Annotated in this window: 17 protein-coding genes; 5 read left to right on the top strand and 12 right to left on the bottom strand. The window is 64.4% G+C overall.

Annotated elements, in window-relative coordinates:
* Positions 1–165: 165 nt before the first annotated feature.
* The 6 genes from NQJ30_RS00670 to NQJ30_RS00645 all read right to left on the bottom strand — a co-directional run bounded on the left by NQJ30_RS00670 (position 166) and on the right by NQJ30_RS00645 (position 5,957).
* Entirely contained in the window at positions 166–1,236 is a 1,071-nt protein-coding gene (locus NQJ30_RS00670) for a BMP family lipoprotein (protein ID WP_255767925.1), read from the bottom strand.
* A gap of 257 nt (positions 1,237–1,493) precedes the next feature.
* Positions 1,494–2,516 (bottom strand): NADP-dependent oxidoreductase, encoded by a 1,023-nt coding sequence (locus tag NQJ30_RS00665; RefSeq protein ID WP_255767805.1) that lies wholly within the window; start codon positions 2,514–2,516, stop codon positions 1,494–1,496.
* Positions 2,513–2,944, bottom strand: coding sequence for an organic hydroperoxide resistance protein (locus tag NQJ30_RS00660; RefSeq protein WP_255767804.1), 432 nt, complete (start codon positions 2,942–2,944; stop codon positions 2,513–2,515). Before NQJ30_RS00660 ends, NQJ30_RS00665 begins: the two co-directional genes overlap by 4 nt.
* A gap of 50 nt (positions 2,945–2,994) precedes the next feature.
* Complete coding sequence (locus NQJ30_RS00655; protein ID WP_255767803.1) at positions 2,995–3,429, bottom strand: MarR family winged helix-turn-helix transcriptional regulator; 435 nt, start codon at positions 3,427–3,429, stop codon at positions 2,995–2,997.
* A gap of 144 nt (positions 3,430–3,573) precedes the next feature.
* Positions 3,574–4,773, bottom strand: a complete 1,200-nt coding sequence (locus NQJ30_RS00650; protein WP_255767802.1) for an amidohydrolase — start codon at positions 4,771–4,773, stop codon at positions 3,574–3,576.
* 50 nt (positions 4,774–4,823) lie between these two features.
* The gene (locus tag NQJ30_RS00645) at positions 4,824–5,957 is read right to left on the bottom strand and encodes a mannose-1-phosphate guanylyltransferase (protein WP_255767801.1); all 1,134 of its coding nucleotides are present in this window, start codon (positions 5,955–5,957) and stop codon (positions 4,824–4,826) included.
* Between the two features lie 257 nt (positions 5,958–6,214).
* Between NQJ30_RS00645 and sdhC the strand changes: the two genes are divergently transcribed.
* The 5 genes from sdhC to NQJ30_RS00620 all read left to right on the top strand — a co-directional run bounded on the left by sdhC (position 6,215) and on the right by NQJ30_RS00620 (position 10,618).
* Positions 6,215–6,595: a succinate dehydrogenase, cytochrome b556 subunit gene (gene sdhC, locus NQJ30_RS00640; RefSeq protein WP_082576094.1), complete on the top strand. Its 381-nt coding sequence runs from the start codon at positions 6,215–6,217 to the stop codon at positions 6,593–6,595.
* A gap of 3 nt (positions 6,596–6,598) precedes the next feature.
* Complete coding sequence (locus NQJ30_RS00635) at positions 6,599–7,060, top strand: succinate dehydrogenase hydrophobic membrane anchor subunit (protein WP_255767800.1); 462 nt, start codon at positions 6,599–6,601, stop codon at positions 7,058–7,060.
* Positions 7,061–7,164: 104 nt separating this feature from the next.
* Complete coding sequence (sdhA, locus tag NQJ30_RS00630) at positions 7,165–8,964, top strand: succinate dehydrogenase flavoprotein subunit (RefSeq protein ID WP_255767799.1); 1,800 nt, start codon at positions 7,165–7,167, stop codon at positions 8,962–8,964.
* A 1-nt stretch (position 8,965) separates the two neighbouring features.
* Positions 8,966–9,748, top strand: a complete 783-nt coding sequence (locus NQJ30_RS00625; protein ID WP_255767798.1) for a succinate dehydrogenase iron-sulfur subunit — start codon at positions 8,966–8,968, stop codon at positions 9,746–9,748.
* Between the two features lie 99 nt (positions 9,749–9,847).
* Positions 9,848–10,618, top strand: a complete 771-nt coding sequence (locus NQJ30_RS00620) for an alpha/beta hydrolase family protein (protein ID WP_255767797.1) — start codon at positions 9,848–9,850, stop codon at positions 10,616–10,618.
* On the opposite strand, the gene NQJ30_RS00615 is transcribed toward NQJ30_RS00620, so the two are convergent.
* The 6 genes from NQJ30_RS00615 to NQJ30_RS00590 all read right to left on the bottom strand — a co-directional run bounded on the left by NQJ30_RS00615 (position 10,575) and on the right by NQJ30_RS00590 (position 15,112).
* Positions 10,575–11,615, bottom strand: coding sequence for a YihY/virulence factor BrkB family protein (locus tag NQJ30_RS00615; protein ID WP_255767924.1), 1,041 nt, complete (start codon positions 11,613–11,615; stop codon positions 10,575–10,577). The genes NQJ30_RS00620 and NQJ30_RS00615 overlap by 44 nt on opposite strands.
* A gap of 37 nt (positions 11,616–11,652) precedes the next feature.
* Positions 11,653–12,258, bottom strand: a complete 606-nt coding sequence (locus NQJ30_RS00610; RefSeq protein WP_255767796.1) for a 2'-5' RNA ligase family protein — start codon at positions 12,256–12,258, stop codon at positions 11,653–11,655.
* Between the two features lie 4 nt (positions 12,259–12,262).
* The gene (gene trpS, locus NQJ30_RS00605; protein WP_255767795.1) at positions 12,263–13,303 is read right to left on the bottom strand and encodes a tryptophan--tRNA ligase; all 1,041 of its coding nucleotides are present in this window, start codon (positions 13,301–13,303) and stop codon (positions 12,263–12,265) included.
* Between the two features lie 18 nt (positions 13,304–13,321).
* Positions 13,322–14,155, bottom strand: a complete 834-nt coding sequence (locus tag NQJ30_RS00600; protein WP_255767794.1) for an exodeoxyribonuclease III — start codon at positions 14,153–14,155, stop codon at positions 13,322–13,324.
* Positions 14,156–14,165: 10 nt separating this feature from the next.
* Positions 14,166–14,729 (bottom strand): hypothetical protein, encoded by a 564-nt coding sequence (locus NQJ30_RS00595; RefSeq protein WP_255767793.1) that lies wholly within the window; start codon positions 14,727–14,729, stop codon positions 14,166–14,168.
* Between the two features lie 77 nt (positions 14,730–14,806).
* Positions 14,807–15,112, bottom strand: a complete 306-nt coding sequence (locus NQJ30_RS00590; protein ID WP_255767792.1) for an SHOCT domain-containing protein — start codon at positions 15,110–15,112, stop codon at positions 14,807–14,809.
* Between the last annotated feature and the right edge of the window lie 84 nt (positions 15,113–15,196).

Below are 15,196 nucleotides of genomic sequence, written 5' to 3'. Positions count from 1 at the left end.
ATCTCGAAGCGTCCGTAACCGTACCGGACGGGATATGGGACTGCAGGACCAGCCTAGTGCCTGCAGCCCTGGGTGGGCTGTTGCGCTGGGGCGGGGCTTCCAACGAAAAGCGCCACCGCCCGGCCAGTCGATGACCATCCGGGAGGTGGCGCTTAGCGTGGGAGCTTATGCCTTCGGGCTAGCCGCAGACTCGACCTTCAGCTTGCCGTCCACGATGTCCTTCTTGATCTGGTCCAGCTCGGACTTCAGATCGGCCGGAACCTGTGAATCGAAGCCGTGGAACGGAGCCAGCTGGACGCCGTCGTTCGCCAGGGTGCCGACGTACGGGGTGTTGGTGAACTTGCCGTCCTTGTCTTCCTTCACGACCGTCTCCACGGCTTCGCCCATCTGCTTCATGACCGAGGACAGCATGATGTCCTTGTAGTCCGGAGCAGTCAGGAAGCCGTCGGAGTCGACCCAGATGAGCTTGACGTCCTTGCCGGCAGCCTTCGCTTCGTTCAGGGCCGCGCCTGCGCCCTTGCCCACGGGACCGGCGACGGGCATCACGATGTCAGCGCCCTGGTCCAGGAAGTTCTGGGTGAGTTGCTTGCCGACGTCCTGCTTTTCGAAGTCGCCGGTAAAGCTGCCGTCCTGTGCAGCCTTGTCCCAGCCCAGGACCTTGACGTTCTTGCCCTTTTTCTCGTTGTAGTACTTCACGCCGTCCGCGTAGCCGTCCATGAAGATGGTGACGGTGGGGATCTTGATGCCGCCGAAAGTGGCCACGGTGCCGGTCTTGGTGGACCCGGCCGCCAGGTACCCTGCCAGGAAGGCGGCCTGGGCGGTGTCGTAGATGATCGGCTTGACGTTGCTGATGGGTGTGGCGTAGCCAAAGTCGATGATCGCGAAGTGGCTGTTCGGGTTGGCGGTGGCCTGGGCCTTGGTGGCGTCGCCGAGGAGGAAGCCCACGGTGATGGTGAGGTTGCAGCCCGCGGTGACCATGGCACGCAGGTTCGGGTCGAAGTCGTTGTTGGTTTTCGATTCCACCTGCTTGACCTTGATGCCCAGGTCCTTTTCAGTCTTCTTCAGCCCTTCGTAGGAGGACTGGTTGAAGGACTGGTCATCGAATCCGCCGGAGTCGGAGACGATGCAGCCGGTGTAATCCGATGCGGCGTTCGTGGCGTTGCTTCCGCTGTCAGGTGCGGCGCCGCAGCCGGTCAGCAGGAGTGCCGCAGCACCCACTGAGGCCACGCCGGCCATCGAGCCGCGCTTGAACTTAGTGCGCAGTGTGTTATTCAAATTTCCTCCAGGAGAGAGTGGCGCTACGACTCGAATTCAGTGAGTGTCCGTTTCCACACTGAAATTCTGTTGTCACTGACGGCTTCGCAGCACTGCGCCGAGGCGCACTGATAGAAGCAACATTAGTGGCCTGAAGCACAGGGGCTACCACATCACGGGCGGGATCCTGAAGATTGTTGAGAATTTGTTACCAACGGGTAGAACACACCGCGCACCCCTCAGAGGCGGACCAGCATCTTGCCCGTATTGGCGCCTTCGAGCAGATCCATGAAGGCCTGCGGCGCGTTCTCCAGCCCGTCCACAATGGTCTCGTCATACCGGACTGAGCCGTCGGTGAGCCAGGCTGACATTTTCTCGAAGAATTCCTCACGGTGCTGGCGCTGGCCACCCACCAGGAATCCGCGGAGCGTGAGCTGCTTGCCGATCGCGAGCGCAAGGTTCCGGGGCGCGGGCGTGGCTTCGGTGGAGTTGTACTGCGCAATGGCCCCGCACATGGCCACGTGTCCGCCCACGTTGAGCTCGGCCAACGCCGCTTCCAGGTGCTCACCGCCCACGTTGTCGAAGTAGACGTCGATCCCCTTGCCGCCTGTGGCTGCCTTGAGCTGGTCAAGGACGGGTGCGTCACGGTAATTGAAGGCGGCGTCAAAGCCCAGTTCAAGGAGCCGTGCCACCTTCCCGGGCGTTCCGGCGCTGCCAATGACGCGTGAGGCGCCCATGGCCTTGGCAATCTGGCCCACCAGCGAACCCACAGCCCCGGCGGCGCCGGACACGAACACCACGTCTCCGGGCTTGAACTCGGCCACCTTGAGCAACCCTGCGTAGGCCGTCAGGCCGGTCATACCCAGCGCGCCGAGGAACGCCGACGCCGGGGCGAGGTCCGTGCGGGCAACCGACGTTGCGTCGGCGTCCAGAACGGCGTATTCGCGCCAACCCAACTGATGGACGACGACGTCCCCCACCTTGCGCGCATCGGTCCTGGACGCGATGACCTCACCCACCGCGCCGCCGTCGAGCGCTGCGTCCAGCGCAAACGGCGCCGAGTAGGATTTCGCATCATTCATGCGGCCGCGCATGTAGGGATCCACGGAAATATAGAGGTTGCGGACCAGGACCTGGCCGTCCTGCAGTTCAGGCAGGGGCGATTCGGCGAGGCGGAAGTTCTCCGGAACCGGGCGCCCTACCGGACGCGAGGCGAGCCGAATTTCACGGGTGGACGTGGGCAGTGCTGCGGTTGTGTTCATGCGGCGAACTCCAGGATCTTGATGTCAACGGTGATGTTTCCGCGCGTGGCGTTGGAATAGGGGCAGATTTGGTGGGCCTTGGCTACGAGGGCCTCTGCTGTTGCCAGGTCCAGGGCCGGAACGGCAATCTCCAGCTCTGCCGCGAGGCCGTAGCCCGCACCGTCGGCCAAAGCGCCGAAGTGGATCTTGGCCGCCACGGCTGAGTCCGTCAGGTCTGCCCGTTCCTTGCGCCCGACGAGCCGCAGTGCCGAGTGGAAGCACGCGGCATAGCCGGCTGCGAAGAGTTGTTCGGGGTTGGTGCCCTTGCCGTCACCGCCCAGCTCCACGGGGCTGGCCAGGTTGACCTCGAGTTTTCCGTCGTTGGTGCGTGCGGTCCCGTCGCGGCCTTCGCCGGAAGCCAGGGCCTCGGCGGTATAGAGAGTCTTCATGGGTAATCCGTCCTGTTGTTTGTGGATAGCGGAAATCTGTGGTCCGCGCCTCAGTGGGCGCGGTGCAGTGCCTCGGTGAGGCGTTCGAGGGTGGTGCGGAGCTGGTCCAGTTCGACCGGCGACAGCCCGGCGGCGTCCGCCAACCGCTGCGGAATCGCTCCGGCCTTGGAACTCAGCTCGCGGCCGGCAGGAGTCAGGTGGACGGCCACCCGGCGCTCGTCCTCCCCGGACCGGCGCCGCTCCACGAGGCCCAACGCCTCGAGGCGCTTGAGCAGGGGCGACAACGTGCCGGAGTCAAGCCCCAACTCCTCCCCCAGTTCCTTCACCCCGCGCGGCTCGGACTCCCACAGCACCAGCATCACGAGGTACTGCGGGTAGGTCAGGCCCAGATCCTCCAGGACCGGCCGGTAAACCGCGGTGGCTGCTCGCGAGGCGGAGTAGAGGGCAAAGCAGACCTGATGGTCGAGGCGGGGAGCATCATTCACATTCTCTACAGTAGGGCACAATTCAATTGTGCACAACTTAATGCTGTGAGCCGTGCACGGCAGCACGGCGGATGCAGGCCTCAACGTGCAAGGAGGACTGTCCCGGCGCAGCGAGTTCGGGGGTCGCTGCGCCGGCAGGCACGCCTAAAGGTCGCGGATAGTCCTCAGGGCTGCCGCCGTCAGGACCTGGATACCAAGGCCCAGGGCGCGCTCGTCCAGAATGTAGTCTCCCCGGTGCAGGTCGTATTCCTCACCGCCGGGAGTCTTCGTGCCCAGGCGCATCATGGCGCCGGGCAGCTCCGCGAGGAACCAGGCAAAATCCTCGCCGCCCATGGACTGCGGCGTCAGGGTCACCGCACTCTCGCCCAGTTCGGCGCGGGCTGCCGCCTCAATCAGGGCCGTTTCGTGTTCGGAGTTCACCACCGGGGGCACTCCCCTGGTGTGTTCCAGGTGCACGTCCACACCGTAGGGCGCGGCCACCTGCTGCACTACTTCGTCCAGGAGCTCGCCGGCGTCGTGCCACGCATCACGGTCGAGGCAGCGCATGGTGCCGGCCATGTAGCCGGTTCCGGGAATGGCGTTGGGGGCGGATCCTGCGTTGATCTGGCCCCACACCACGGACACGCCGCTGCGGACATCCACCCGGCGCGACAGGACGGCGGGAACGTTGACGGCGATCTGGGCCAGGGCGAACACCAGGTCCTCGGTGAGGTGCGGCCGGGAAGTGTGGCCGCCGCGGCCGCTCAATTCGATCTTGATGGTGTCTGACGCGGAGGTAATGGCTCCGATGCGCGTACCAATGCGTCCGACGTCGATCCTCGGGTCGCAGTGCAGTGCAAAGATGCGCGGCACACCGTCCAGGACGCCTTGCTCGATGCAGGACAGCGCGCCACCGGGCATCGTTTCCTCGGCCGGCTGGAAGATGATGCGGACAGTGCCGCCCAGCGGGGACTCTTCGTGCATCTTCTGCAGGACCAGGGCCACACCCAGCATGGTGGCCGTGTGTACGTCGTGGCCGCAGGCATGCGTGACACCGTGGTTCCTGGAGGCGAACGGCAGCCCCGTTTCCTCAATGATCGGCAGGGCATCAATGTCCCCGCGGAGGGCCGTGGCGATCGGCCCCTCCCCGATGTCCACGGTGAGGCCGGTGCCTTCCAGCCGGCGCGGCGTGAGGCCGGCCGCTTCGAGGCGTTCCACCAGTTTGTCGGTGGTGCGGAATTCCTTGAACGAAAGCTCGGGGTGCGCATGGAGGTCCCTGCGGAAATCAATCAGTTCCGGCAGGAGCGGTTCCAGCCACGGCCGCACTAATGTGGTGGGCTCGGCTTCAGTAGTGTAATTACGCACCTATTTACTCTAGCGAGCGTCCGGGGAATAGCGTCATCAGGATTGCAGCGTTACAGAACGTCGGTGTCTCCACTTGCCTTGAGCGCGTCAACGGCGCCCTTGACCCGCTGGGCGTGTTCCTTGGTGGTGACCAGGAGGGCATCGCCCGTGTCCACAATGACCACGTCCTTGATGCCAATCAGCGCGATCACGCGCTTCGTGTCGGAGACCACCACGCCGCTGGCATTCTCCGTGAAGACGCGCGCACCCTCACCGAGGACCGTGACGTCATCCACTTCACGCGCACTGTTGAGCCGGCCCACCGAAGCGAAATCCCCGACGTCGTCCCAACCGAAAGTGCCCGGCACCACGGCGACGTCGCCGGCGGCCGCCGCGGGTTCTGCAACGGCGTAGTCAATGGCAATCTTGGGCAGCGTGGGCCAGACGCGGGCCGTTACGGCGTCCCGTTCCGGGGTGTCCCAGGCCTGGGCGATCTCCAGCAGGCCCTTGAACAGTTCCGGCTGGTTCGCTTCAAGGTGCTTGAGCATCAGCGCGACGGGAGCCACGAACATGCCGGCGTTCCAGACATACTCGCCGCTGTCCACGTACTGCTGGGCGACCTGTTCGTCCGGCTTCTCCACAAACTCCACCACGGCCTGCGCGCTGGGTGCACCCTCAATGCGCAGTTCCTCGCCGGCCCGGATGTAGCCGAAACCGGTGGACGGGTGGGTGGGCTTGATGCCGATGGTCACGATCTTGCCGGCGGCAGCCGTGTAGATGGCTTCGCGGACGGCCGCCTGGAAGAGGTGGTCCGGGCTGATCACCTGGTCTGCGGCAAACGATCCCATGATGGTGTCCGGATCGCGCTCGTGCAGGATGGCGGCGGCCAGGCCGATCGCAGCGCCGGAATCCTTGGGCTCGCTCTCCAGAACAAGATCGGAGTCCTGCACCTCGGGCAACTGGCGGCACACGGCAGCACGGTGCGCGGTGCCGGTGACCACCAGGACCCGCCGGCCCGCGAGGGGCTCCAGCCGGTCGTAGGTTGCACGCAGCAATGTGCTGCCCGAACCGGTGAGATCGTGAAGGAACTTGGGAGCTGCTGCACGTGACAGGGGCCAGAGGCGGGTCCCCACTCCGCCTGCCGGAATCACCGCAATAAAACGGTCAAGGGGTGAAACCGGGCTTGTCACTTTGTCTGTACTCATCAGGGCCCACTTTAGCCGACGCACCCCGGAGTCCCCGTTGTGGCGGTGTCACAGGCCCATCTCCGGGCCATACCGTGTGGCCTTTGTCTCAATAAAAACCAAAACCCCGGCATTGCGGGGTCACCAAGTGGTTCCCAAATTGAATAAGCTGTAAGCGAAGCCTAGATTTAGGCTCTGAGCTACGAGTGCTCTCGCAGCAGGCGTTCCCCCCGCGTGGATCTCATGCCAGCGCCGCTGTGTTGCAGGGAGGTTTATCAGTGCCGACGAAACCAGCTGGCACCTTGTACCGCGGCCGTGAAGGCATGTGGTCCTGGGTAGGACACCGTATTACCGGTGTAGTGATCTTTTTCTTCTTGTTGGTCCATGTGCTGGACACCTCATTGGTGCGCGTGTCCCCTGAGGCCTACACCGCAGTAATCGGTGCATACAAGAATCCCCTCATGGCCCTGGGTGAAACGGGCCTGGTTGCCGCCATCGTATTCCACGCCTTCAACGGCCTGCGGATCATCGCGGTGGACTTCTGGAAGAAGGGCGCCAAGTACCAGCGCCAGATGCTGTGGACCGTCCTGGCCCTGTGGGTAGTTGTGATGGTCGGCTTCTCCATCCGCCACCTTTCCCTCGCTCTTGGAGGTCACTAAGCCATGACTGCAACTATCGACAGCCCACGCAGTGGGAAAATTTCCCCACAGTACCGCCGGACCGGCGGGTCCAAGGGGAACTTCGAAATGCTGGCGTGGCTGTTCATGCGCCTCTCCGGCATCGTGCTGGTGGTGCTGATCTTCGGCCACCTCTTTGTGAACCTCATGGTGGGCGAAGGCATCCACGCCATCGACTTCGGGTTCGTCGCCGGCAAGTGGGCCGACCCGTTCTGGCAGTTCTGGGACCTTGCCATGCTGTGGCTGGCCATGCTGCACGGCACCAACGGCGTCCGGACCATCATCAACGACTACGCCGAGAAGGATTCCACCCGGCTCTGGCTCAAGATCGTCCTGTACGCGGCAACCACCGTCATCATCGTCCTGGGCACCCTGGTGATCTTCACCTTCAACCCGTGCCCCGTAGTCAACGGTGTTCCCCTGCCCGGTGGCTTCTGCCCCGCGTAGCCACCTCCTGGCCGTCGCCCCACGGGCCACGGCCTGCGTTTTGCGGACCAGGTAACTCCTGCCCGTTGTTTTATTGCGAATTTTGAGAGAAAGAGCGCCAAAGTATGCAGGTCCATAAGTACGACGTCGTCATCGTCGGTGCCGGTGGCGCTGGCATGCGCGCCGCGATCGAGTCCGGTCAGCGCGCGCGCACAGCAGTACTGACCAAGCTCTACCCCACCCGCTCGCACACCGGTGCGGCGCAGGGTGGCATGTGTGCGGCCCTTGCCAACGTCGAGGAAGACAACTGGGAATGGCACACCTTCGACACCGTCAAGGGCGGCGACTACCTGGTTGACCAGGACGCAGCGGAGGTCATGGCGAAGGAAGCCATCGACGCCGTGCTGGACCTTGAGAAGATGGGCCTGCCGTTCAACCGCACGCCTGAAGGCCGCATTGACCAGCGCCGCTTCGGTGGCCACACCCGCGACCACGGCAAGGCACCGGTCCGCCGCGCCTGCTACGCCGCGGACCGCACCGGCCACATGATCCTGCAGACGCTGTACCAAAACTGCGTCAAGCACAATGTGGAGTTCTACAACGAGTACTACGTCCTGGACCTGCTGACGGTCGAGGAAGACGCTGTCCGCGAGGACGGCACGCCGTACAAGCAGAAGCGCGTTGCCGGTGTTGTGTCCTACGACCTCGCCTCCGGTGAACTGCATGTCTTCCAGGCCAAGTCCGTGGTGTTCGCCTCCGGCGGAGCGGGCAAGGTCTTCAAGACCACCTCCAACGCCCACACCCTCACCGGTGACGGCATGGGCATCGCCTTCCGCCGCGGCATCCCGCTGGAGGACATGGAGTTCTTCCAGTTCCACCCGACAGGCCTCGCCGGCCTGGGCATCCTGCTGTCCGAGGCAGCCCGCGGTGAAGGCGCCATCCTGCGTAACTCCGAGGGTGAGCGCTTCATGGAGCGCTACGCCCCCACCATCAAGGACCTCGCTCCGCGTGACATCGTTGCCCGCTCCATGGCCAACGAAGTCCGCGAAGGCCGCGGCTGCGGCCCGAACAAGGACTATGTCCTCCTGGACCTGACCCACCTTGAGCCGGCGCACATCGACGCCAAGCTGCCGGACATCACCGAGTTCGCCCGCACCTACCTCGGTGTGGAGCCCTACACGGAGCCCGTCCCGGTGTTCCCCACGGCGCACTACGCCATGGGCGGCATCCCCACGAACATCAGCGCCGAAGTCCTGCAGGACAACGACACCGTGATCCCGGGCCTTTACGCCGCCGGTGAGGTGGCGTGCGTGTCCGTCCACGGCTCCAACCGCCTGGGCACCAACTCGCTGCTGGACATCAACGTGTTCGGCAAGCGGGCCGGCATCGCAGCTGCTGAATACTCCAAGACCGCCGACTTCGTGGACCTCCCCGCGGACCCGGAGGCGTACACCATCGATCTGCTGAACATTGCCCGCAACGGCACCGGCGACGAGAAAGTGGCCCTGATCCGCAAGGACCTCCAGGACACCATGGACGCCAATATGCAGGTGTTCCGCACGGCAGACACGCTGAACCAGGTTCTGCGCGACATCGAGTCCTTCGAAGCGCGCTACAAGAACATCAGCGTCCAGGACAAGGGCAAGCGCTTCAACCTGGACCTGCTCGAGGCCGTCGAACTGGGCTTCCTCCTGGAGCTGGCCAAGGTTATGACCGTAGCGGCACTGCACCGTGAGGAATCCCGCGGCGGACACTTCCGCGAGGACTTCCCGGAACGGGACGACGAGAATTTCATGAAGCACTCCATGGCGTACAAGGACGACCACGCACCGGCGGACGGTTCCGCTGAGTCGATCGCGGGCATCCGACTTGCCACCAAACCGGTGGTCTTTACGCGCTACGAGCCGATGGTGAGGAAGTACTAAGATGACCGCCGAACTTGCTGAGCCAGCCTCCAAGATCGAACTGCCCGCACACATAGGAGGCGGCGGGGACATCCCGTCCTTCGATGTCACCCTGCGCGTGCGCCGCTACAACCCCGAGGTGTCCGAGGACGCCACCTGGGATGAGTTCAAGGTGACCATGTACGGCACCGACCGCGTGCTGGATGCCCTGCACAAGGTCAAGTGGGAAATCGACGGCAGCGTCTCGTTCCGCCGTTCCTGCGCCCACGGTGTCTGCGGTTCAGATGCCATGCGCATCAACGGCCGTAACCGCCTCGCCTGCAAGACCCTCCTGAAGGACCTGGACACGTCCAAGCCCATCACGGTGGAGCCCATCAAGGGCCTGCCGGTGGAGAAGGACCTGATTGTGGACATGGAGCCGTTCTTCCAGTCCTTCCGCGAAGTCATGCCCTTCCTGATCAACAAGGGTCACGAGCCCACCAAGGAACGCCTGCAGTCGGTCGAAGACCGTGAGCGCTTCGACGACACCACCAAGTGCATCCTCTGCGCTGCGTGCACGTCCTCCTGCCCCGTGTTCTGGACCGACGGCCAGTACTTCGGCCCGGCCGCCATCGTCAACGCACACCGCTTCATCTTCGATTCCCGTGATGACGCCGGCGACATGCGGCTGGAAATCCTGAACGACAAGGAAGGCGTGTGGCGCTGCCGCACCACCTTCAACTGCACCGAAGCCTGCCCGCGTGGCATCCAGGTGACCCAGGCAATTGCCGAGGTCAAGCAGGCCATCCTGTCCCGCAAGGCCTAGTTTCCGGGATCAACCGGACGACGGCGCCCTTCCCCACCCGGGGGATGCGGCGCCGTCGCGCTTTTAAGCATCTGACCGCACCCACGAAAGCAGCACACGATGTCCCATTCTGAAAAAGTCAGTTTCGAAGGCTCCACCGGCGAAATCCTGTCCGGCATCATCGATACCCCCGAGGGCCCCGTGCGTGGCTGGGGTGTGTTCTCGCACGGCTTTACGCTCGGCAAGGACAGCCCCTCGGCGTCACGGATGTGCAAGGCCTTCGCCGACACCGGGATTGGCATGCTGCGCTTCGACAACCTCGGGCTGGGCGAGTCCGCCGGCCACTGGTCCGAGGGCTCCTTCAGCCACAAGGTGGCGGACACGGTCAAGGCTTCCGAGTTCATGCGCGCCGAGGGCAAGGCCATCTCGCTGCTGGTGGGCCACTCCTTCGGCGGCGCGGCAGTGCTGTCCGCGGCGCGGCAAATCCCCGAGCTCGACGCCGTCGCAACCGTGGGTGCCCCGTTCTCGCCCAAGCATGTGGCGCACGTGTTCGACGCGGCCCTGGACAAGATCCTCAGCGAGGGCAGCGCCGAAGTGGACCTGGGCGGGAAGCGCGTGGAGATCCGGAAGCATTTTGTCGAGGATCTGGAAAGGGCCGACCTCACCGACTGCATCCACCAGTTGCACAAGCCCCTGATGGTGCTCCACTCCCCCACTGACAACACGGTGGGCATCGAGAACGCGAGCACCATCTTCCAAACAGCCCGTCACCCCCGGAACTTCATCTCCCTGGAAGGCAGCGACCACCTGCTGACCGGCAAGGGCCAGGCCGCCCGTGCCGCCCGGATTATTGCTGCCTGGGCCGACCAATACCTCGACGCCGGGCACTAGCTCCGCTGTGCTCCATGGGGGTCTTGCCGGGCTGGATGTGCCGGGAGCCCCAGAGCGTCTTATCCTGTCCGGCAGGAACGCTCTTAAGGTCCGCCTCGCGGACAACTGACCAGGCGGCCGACACCAGGTAGACCTGGCTCACCAGGTTGAACCAGATCAGCAGTCCGATGATGATGGCGAACGGGGCGAGGATGGGGTTCCGGCCGGCGCCGGCGAGCAGCTCGGTACTGAATACCTGAAGGACGGTAGTGCCCACCGCCGCCAGGATGGTCCCCTCCAGCAGTGCACGCCGCGACAGCTTGAGGCCGCCCGCGAGGCGGAACATCACGACGGCGGTCACCCAGCTTAGGACCAGCGGCACCCCGATCTTGATGAGCGTGGTCAGCGGACCGGCGATCACGGGGTCCAGCCGCAGGAAGTCACTGACCCAGCCGGCAGCAGTGCCGAACACCAAGGACGCTCCGGCGCTGATCACCAAGGCAACTCCCAGGAGGAGCAGGGTTCCGGTGTCCCGCAGCTTCATCAGGATGATATTGATTTTCAGCGGCGGCAGTTCCACCACGCCGCGAAGGCCGTCGCGGAGCCCGGCGATCCATCCCAGGGACGTGACCACCGTAACCACCGCGGCGATGACTGCCGTCCAGCCCAGGCCGGCCGGGTTCAGCAGGTCCTTTGGATCTACCAGCCCCGCACTGCCGTTGACTTTCAGCAGGCCCGGCGCACTTTGTGCCACGCTGCTGATGATGTTGTCCAGCAGCGCAGGCTGGCCCCGCAGCACCAGGCCGGCAATGGAGAACCCTGTGGCCAGCAGGCCGGTGATCGAAAAGAACATGTTGAAGCCGATGCCGGCGCTCATGAGAGGGCCGTGCTGGAGGTTGTAATGCTGCCACGCGCGCATGGGCCGGAAGGCATTAAGCCGGGCGAGCAGCCACTGCACCATGGCCAGCACACTGGCCACCGGGCCGCCGTCGGACCTTCTGGCTTTGCCCCAATCCATCCTCTTCTGGATGACTGCCAGCTTCAGGCGGGCCTGCTCAGTGGGAAGCGGTGGCTCCGTTTGCGTCGGCGCCCGTTTTGTTGCCACCGGTCCCGCCGTCGTCGTCAGTTTCGGTTCCAAAATCCAACTCTTCCCGTAGCTGCCAGATGCCGTCAGCATCATGCTCGTAGAGTCCCATGCTAACCACAGGGAAGGTGGCCTTGTAGCTTTCGAGCACCGTTTCGGCCTCGTCGAGGCTCTCCGGGGCAACATCGTGGGCAATGGTGACGTGGGGGTGGTATGAGAACGGCAGGTCCCGCTGGAGTGGGCCGGTCTGGAGTTTTGAGTGCAGGTCCACGCAGGCGTCGAAACCCTCTTCAACCTTGATGTAGACCACCGGGGAGACCGGCCGGAAGGTTCCAGTGCCGGAGATGGTCACCATGAACGGGGCCTGGTTGCGCGCCACCTCGTGGACGTGCGCGCGGGTGGCCTCCCAGTCGTCGGTGGGCGTGGTGGTCACCAGCGTGATGTGGGCGGGCACCACCGCGGCCATCGGATCACCGAACGAAGCCCGCCACCGCTGCAGTTCCGCCGCAATGGCAGGCGGGAACCCGAGAATGACACCGACGCTCATTCCTTCGCTGACAGTCCTGGCGGCCGGCATTGTTCTAGCGGACTCCGGCCAGGCGCAGCGAGGGCAGGAACCCCATCCGCTCGTAAACCTGGCTGAGCGTGACGGACGCGATCTCGCGGGCACGTTCCGCGCCCTGGGCCAGCAGCCGGTCCAGCTCGGCCGGGTCCGCCATGAGCTCGTTGGTGCGGTTCCGCAACGGCGTGATGAAGTCCACCATCACCTCGGCGAGGTCCACCTTCAGGTGGCCGTACATCTTGCCCTGGTATTCGGCTTCAAGCTCTGCCACGGACTTGCCGGTGAGGGAGGAATAAATCGTCAGCAGGTTGGAGACACCCGGCTTTTCTTCGAGGTCAAAACGGATCTCCGTGCCGGTATCGGTCACCGCCGACTTGATTCGCTTGGCGGCCACCTTGGGGTCTTCCAGAAGCTGGATGGAGCCGTTGGGGGACTCCCCCGTTTTCGACATCTTGGCGGTGGGGTTCTGGAGGTCGTAGATCTTCGCGCTTTCCTTGAGGATGGTGGCCTCGGGCACGGTGAAGGTCTCGCCGAAGCGCGTGTTGAACCGCTGGGCCAGGTTCCGGGTCAGCTCCAGGTGCTGGCGCTGGTCCTCACCCACCGGGACGAGGTCCGTCTGGTACAGCAAGATATCGGCGGCCATCAGGGTGGGGTACGCGAACAGTCCCAGCGTGGCGGCGTCGGCGCCGGCCTTTTGGGTTTTGTCCTTGAACTGGGTCATGCGGGAGGCTTCTCCGAACCCCGTGATGCAGTTCAGCGCCCAGGCCAGCTGCGCGTGTTCCGGAACGTGGGACTGAACGAAGAAAATGCACTTGTCCGGGTCGATGCCGGCCGCGATGTATTGGGCCGCCACCACACGGGTGCGGTTGCTGAGTTCGGCCGGGTCGAAGTCCACGGTGATGGCGTGGAGGTCGGGGATGAAGAACACGGCGTCGTAGGCGGACTGCATGTCCACCCAGTTGCGGACGGCGCCGATGTAGTTGCCCAGGTGGAGGGAATCGGCGGTGGGCTTGGCGCCGGAAAGGATCCGCTTGCGGGCGTGTGTGGTTGAGCTGGTCATTCGTTGGAACCTTAAGTCTTAGAGCCGGTAGTCCACTACCAGCGGGGCATGGTCAGAGAAGCGTGTATCCCACGACGGCGCCCGGTCCACAACGGCGGAGAAAGCTGCTGCGGCGAGGTCCGGGGTGGCCAGGTGGTAGTCGATGCGCCAACCGGTGTCGTTGTCGAACGCCTGCCCGCGCTGCGACCACCAGGTGTACGGGCCGTCGACGTCGCCCGCGAGGCCCCGGTGTACATCCTTCCACCCGATTTCCTCGCCGAGGAAACGGTCAAAGTAGGCGCGTTCCTCCGGCAGGAAGCCTGCTTTTTTGACGTTGCCCTTCCAGTTCTTGATGTCCCGTTCCGTGTGGCCGACGTTGAGGTCGCCCACCACCAGGGCATGGTCACTGTGCTTGGTCAGTTCCGGCAGCCGGGTGCTCATGACGTCCAGGAACCGGTACTTGTCCACCTGTTTGGGTGTCCCCACGGCGCCGGAGTGCACGTAGGCGCTGGCAACGGTCAGCTGGACCGGGTTGCCGGCGGAATCGGGTACCCGGAAGTCGGCCTCCACCCAGCGACCGGCCGTGGCAAAGTAGTCGTCACCGATATGGTCCCTGGTTTCGAGCGGCTCCTCACGGGAGGCAATCGCGACGCCGGCGCGGCCCTTGGCCTCGGCTTCGGCGTGCAGGATGTGCCAGCCGTCCCCGAGCAGCTGGCGGACGATCGCGTCCGGTGCCCGGACCTCCTGGAGGCAGAGAATATCCACTTCGCGTGGCTCCAGCCAGGCCGCCATCCCGTTCTTGAAGGCAGCCCGGAGGCCGTTGACGTTGACTGATGCGATGCGAAGGTGATCCTTCTTCAATGCCGAACTCACCCGAACCACTCTAGTCGATGATGGTTCCGCTGACCGGATCCCCGGTCCCGCCGGCGGAGCGGATCATGTCCCGGGCGTTGGTGGCGGTGATCTCAATCGTCTCCAGCGCGCGGCGGATGGTGTCCTGGTCCGCGGCTTGGCCCTTGGCCCGCTCGTCCTCCACCACCCGGATCTGCACCTGGACGATCTTGAAGGAGTGGTCCAGTTTAAGGTCCCGGACTTCATCCGCTTCGGAGCGCTCGGACACCAGCCTGGTCCCGCCATGGTTCTCGGCCGTGGGCGACGGCGCCCGTCCGGCGGCCGTGTTGAAGGCGTTCTGTGCTTCGGTCAGCTTGGCACCGGCCTTCTTGGCGGCTTTCTGGATGCTGAACACCACGAAGCAGGCCAGTGCCAGCCAGAAGGCGGCGATGACCGCCACAACCCAGCCCACGACGTCGTTCTGGTTCGCGGCAAAGATGACGGCAACCAGGAACGCAATGATGAAGACCATCATCCCCGGACCGCTGATCCGCAGCATGGAGAAGCCGCCCTTGGACCGGCCGGACGAAGACTGTGGGTTACCCAGAGATTGCATAGGTCCATTGTCTCAAACCCCGCGGGCCCCTTTGGCACCTTCCACCCCCGGCGAACAGCTCCGGGCCGCTGGCCAGGTCAGCGTTTCTGGCTCTCGCCGCTGCGCAGGACCTCCAGGCGCTGCCGGAACTCGGTTTCATCAACCTCGCCCCGTGCATAGCGTTCCCTCAGCACCCCCTCGGCTCCCTGGCTGGCAGTCCATTGGTGGTTCCGCCGCCAGGTCCGGCGGCCGACAAAGATGAACAGTCCGATCACCAGGAGCCAGAACAGCGGAAACAGCAGGAACCAGGGTGCGAAGCCGCCGTGCCAGGGGCCGTAGACCACGGTGTCGGCGGGGACCTGGACAGCGGCGGTGGCCACCGCGTTGGTAAGTGAAGACAGCATTTCGGTTCTCCAGACTCTCTCTCGGGGCCGGATATCGGCTCCTTATCGAGTCTGGCTTCGGCGGGGCCTGGACGCGTCCGACGG

The sequence above is a fragment of the Pseudarthrobacter sulfonivorans genome, assembly GCF_024391045.1.
Classification (GTDB): Bacteria; Actinomycetota; Actinomycetes; order Actinomycetales; family Micrococcaceae; genus Arthrobacter; species Arthrobacter sulfonivorans_B.
Note: the sequence above shows the minus strand (reverse complement) of the source record. Positions and strands in the feature narration are given on the sequence as shown.

Bases quoted from the DNA above. Each gene is read 5' to 3' on its own strand.
- NQJ30_RS00670 (WP_255767925.1), bottom strand. From the start codon at position 1,236: ATGGCCGGCGTGGCCTCAGTGGGTGCTGCGGCACTCCTGCTGACCGGC.
- NQJ30_RS00665 (WP_255767805.1), bottom strand. From the start codon at position 2,516: ATGAACACAACCGCAGCACTGCCCACGTCCACCCGTGAAATTCGGCTC.
- NQJ30_RS00660 (WP_255767804.1), bottom strand. From the start codon at position 2,944: ATGAAGACTCTCTATACCGCCGAGGCCCTGGCTTCCGGCGAAGGCCGC.
- NQJ30_RS00645 (WP_255767801.1), bottom strand. From the start codon at position 5,957: ATGAGTACAGACAAAGTGACAAGCCCGGTTTCACCCCTTGACCGTTTT.
- NQJ30_RS00635 (WP_255767800.1), top strand. From the start codon at position 6,599: ATGACTGCAACTATCGACAGCCCACGCAGTGGGAAAATTTCCCCACAG.
- sdhA (WP_255767799.1), top strand. From the start codon at position 7,165: ATGCAGGTCCATAAGTACGACGTCGTCATCGTCGGTGCCGGTGGCGCT.
- NQJ30_RS00625 (WP_255767798.1), top strand. From the start codon at position 8,966: ATGACCGCCGAACTTGCTGAGCCAGCCTCCAAGATCGAACTGCCCGCA.
- NQJ30_RS00620 (WP_255767797.1), top strand. From the start codon at position 9,848: ATGTCCCATTCTGAAAAAGTCAGTTTCGAAGGCTCCACCGGCGAAATC.
- NQJ30_RS00615 (WP_255767924.1), bottom strand. From the start codon at position 11,615: ATGGATTGGGGCAAAGCCAGAAGGTCCGACGGCGGCCCGGTGGCCAGT.
- NQJ30_RS00610 (WP_255767796.1), bottom strand. From the start codon at position 12,258: ATGCCGGCCGCCAGGACTGTCAGCGAAGGAATGAGCGTCGGTGTCATT.
- trpS (WP_255767795.1), bottom strand. From the start codon at position 13,303: ATGACCAGCTCAACCACACACGCCCGCAAGCGGATCCTTTCCGGCGCC.
- NQJ30_RS00595 (WP_255767793.1), bottom strand. From the start codon at position 14,729: ATGCAATCTCTGGGTAACCCACAGTCTTCGTCCGGCCGGTCCAAGGGC.
- NQJ30_RS00590 (WP_255767792.1), bottom strand. From the start codon at position 15,112: ATGCTGTCTTCACTTACCAACGCGGTGGCCACCGCCGCTGTCCAGGTC.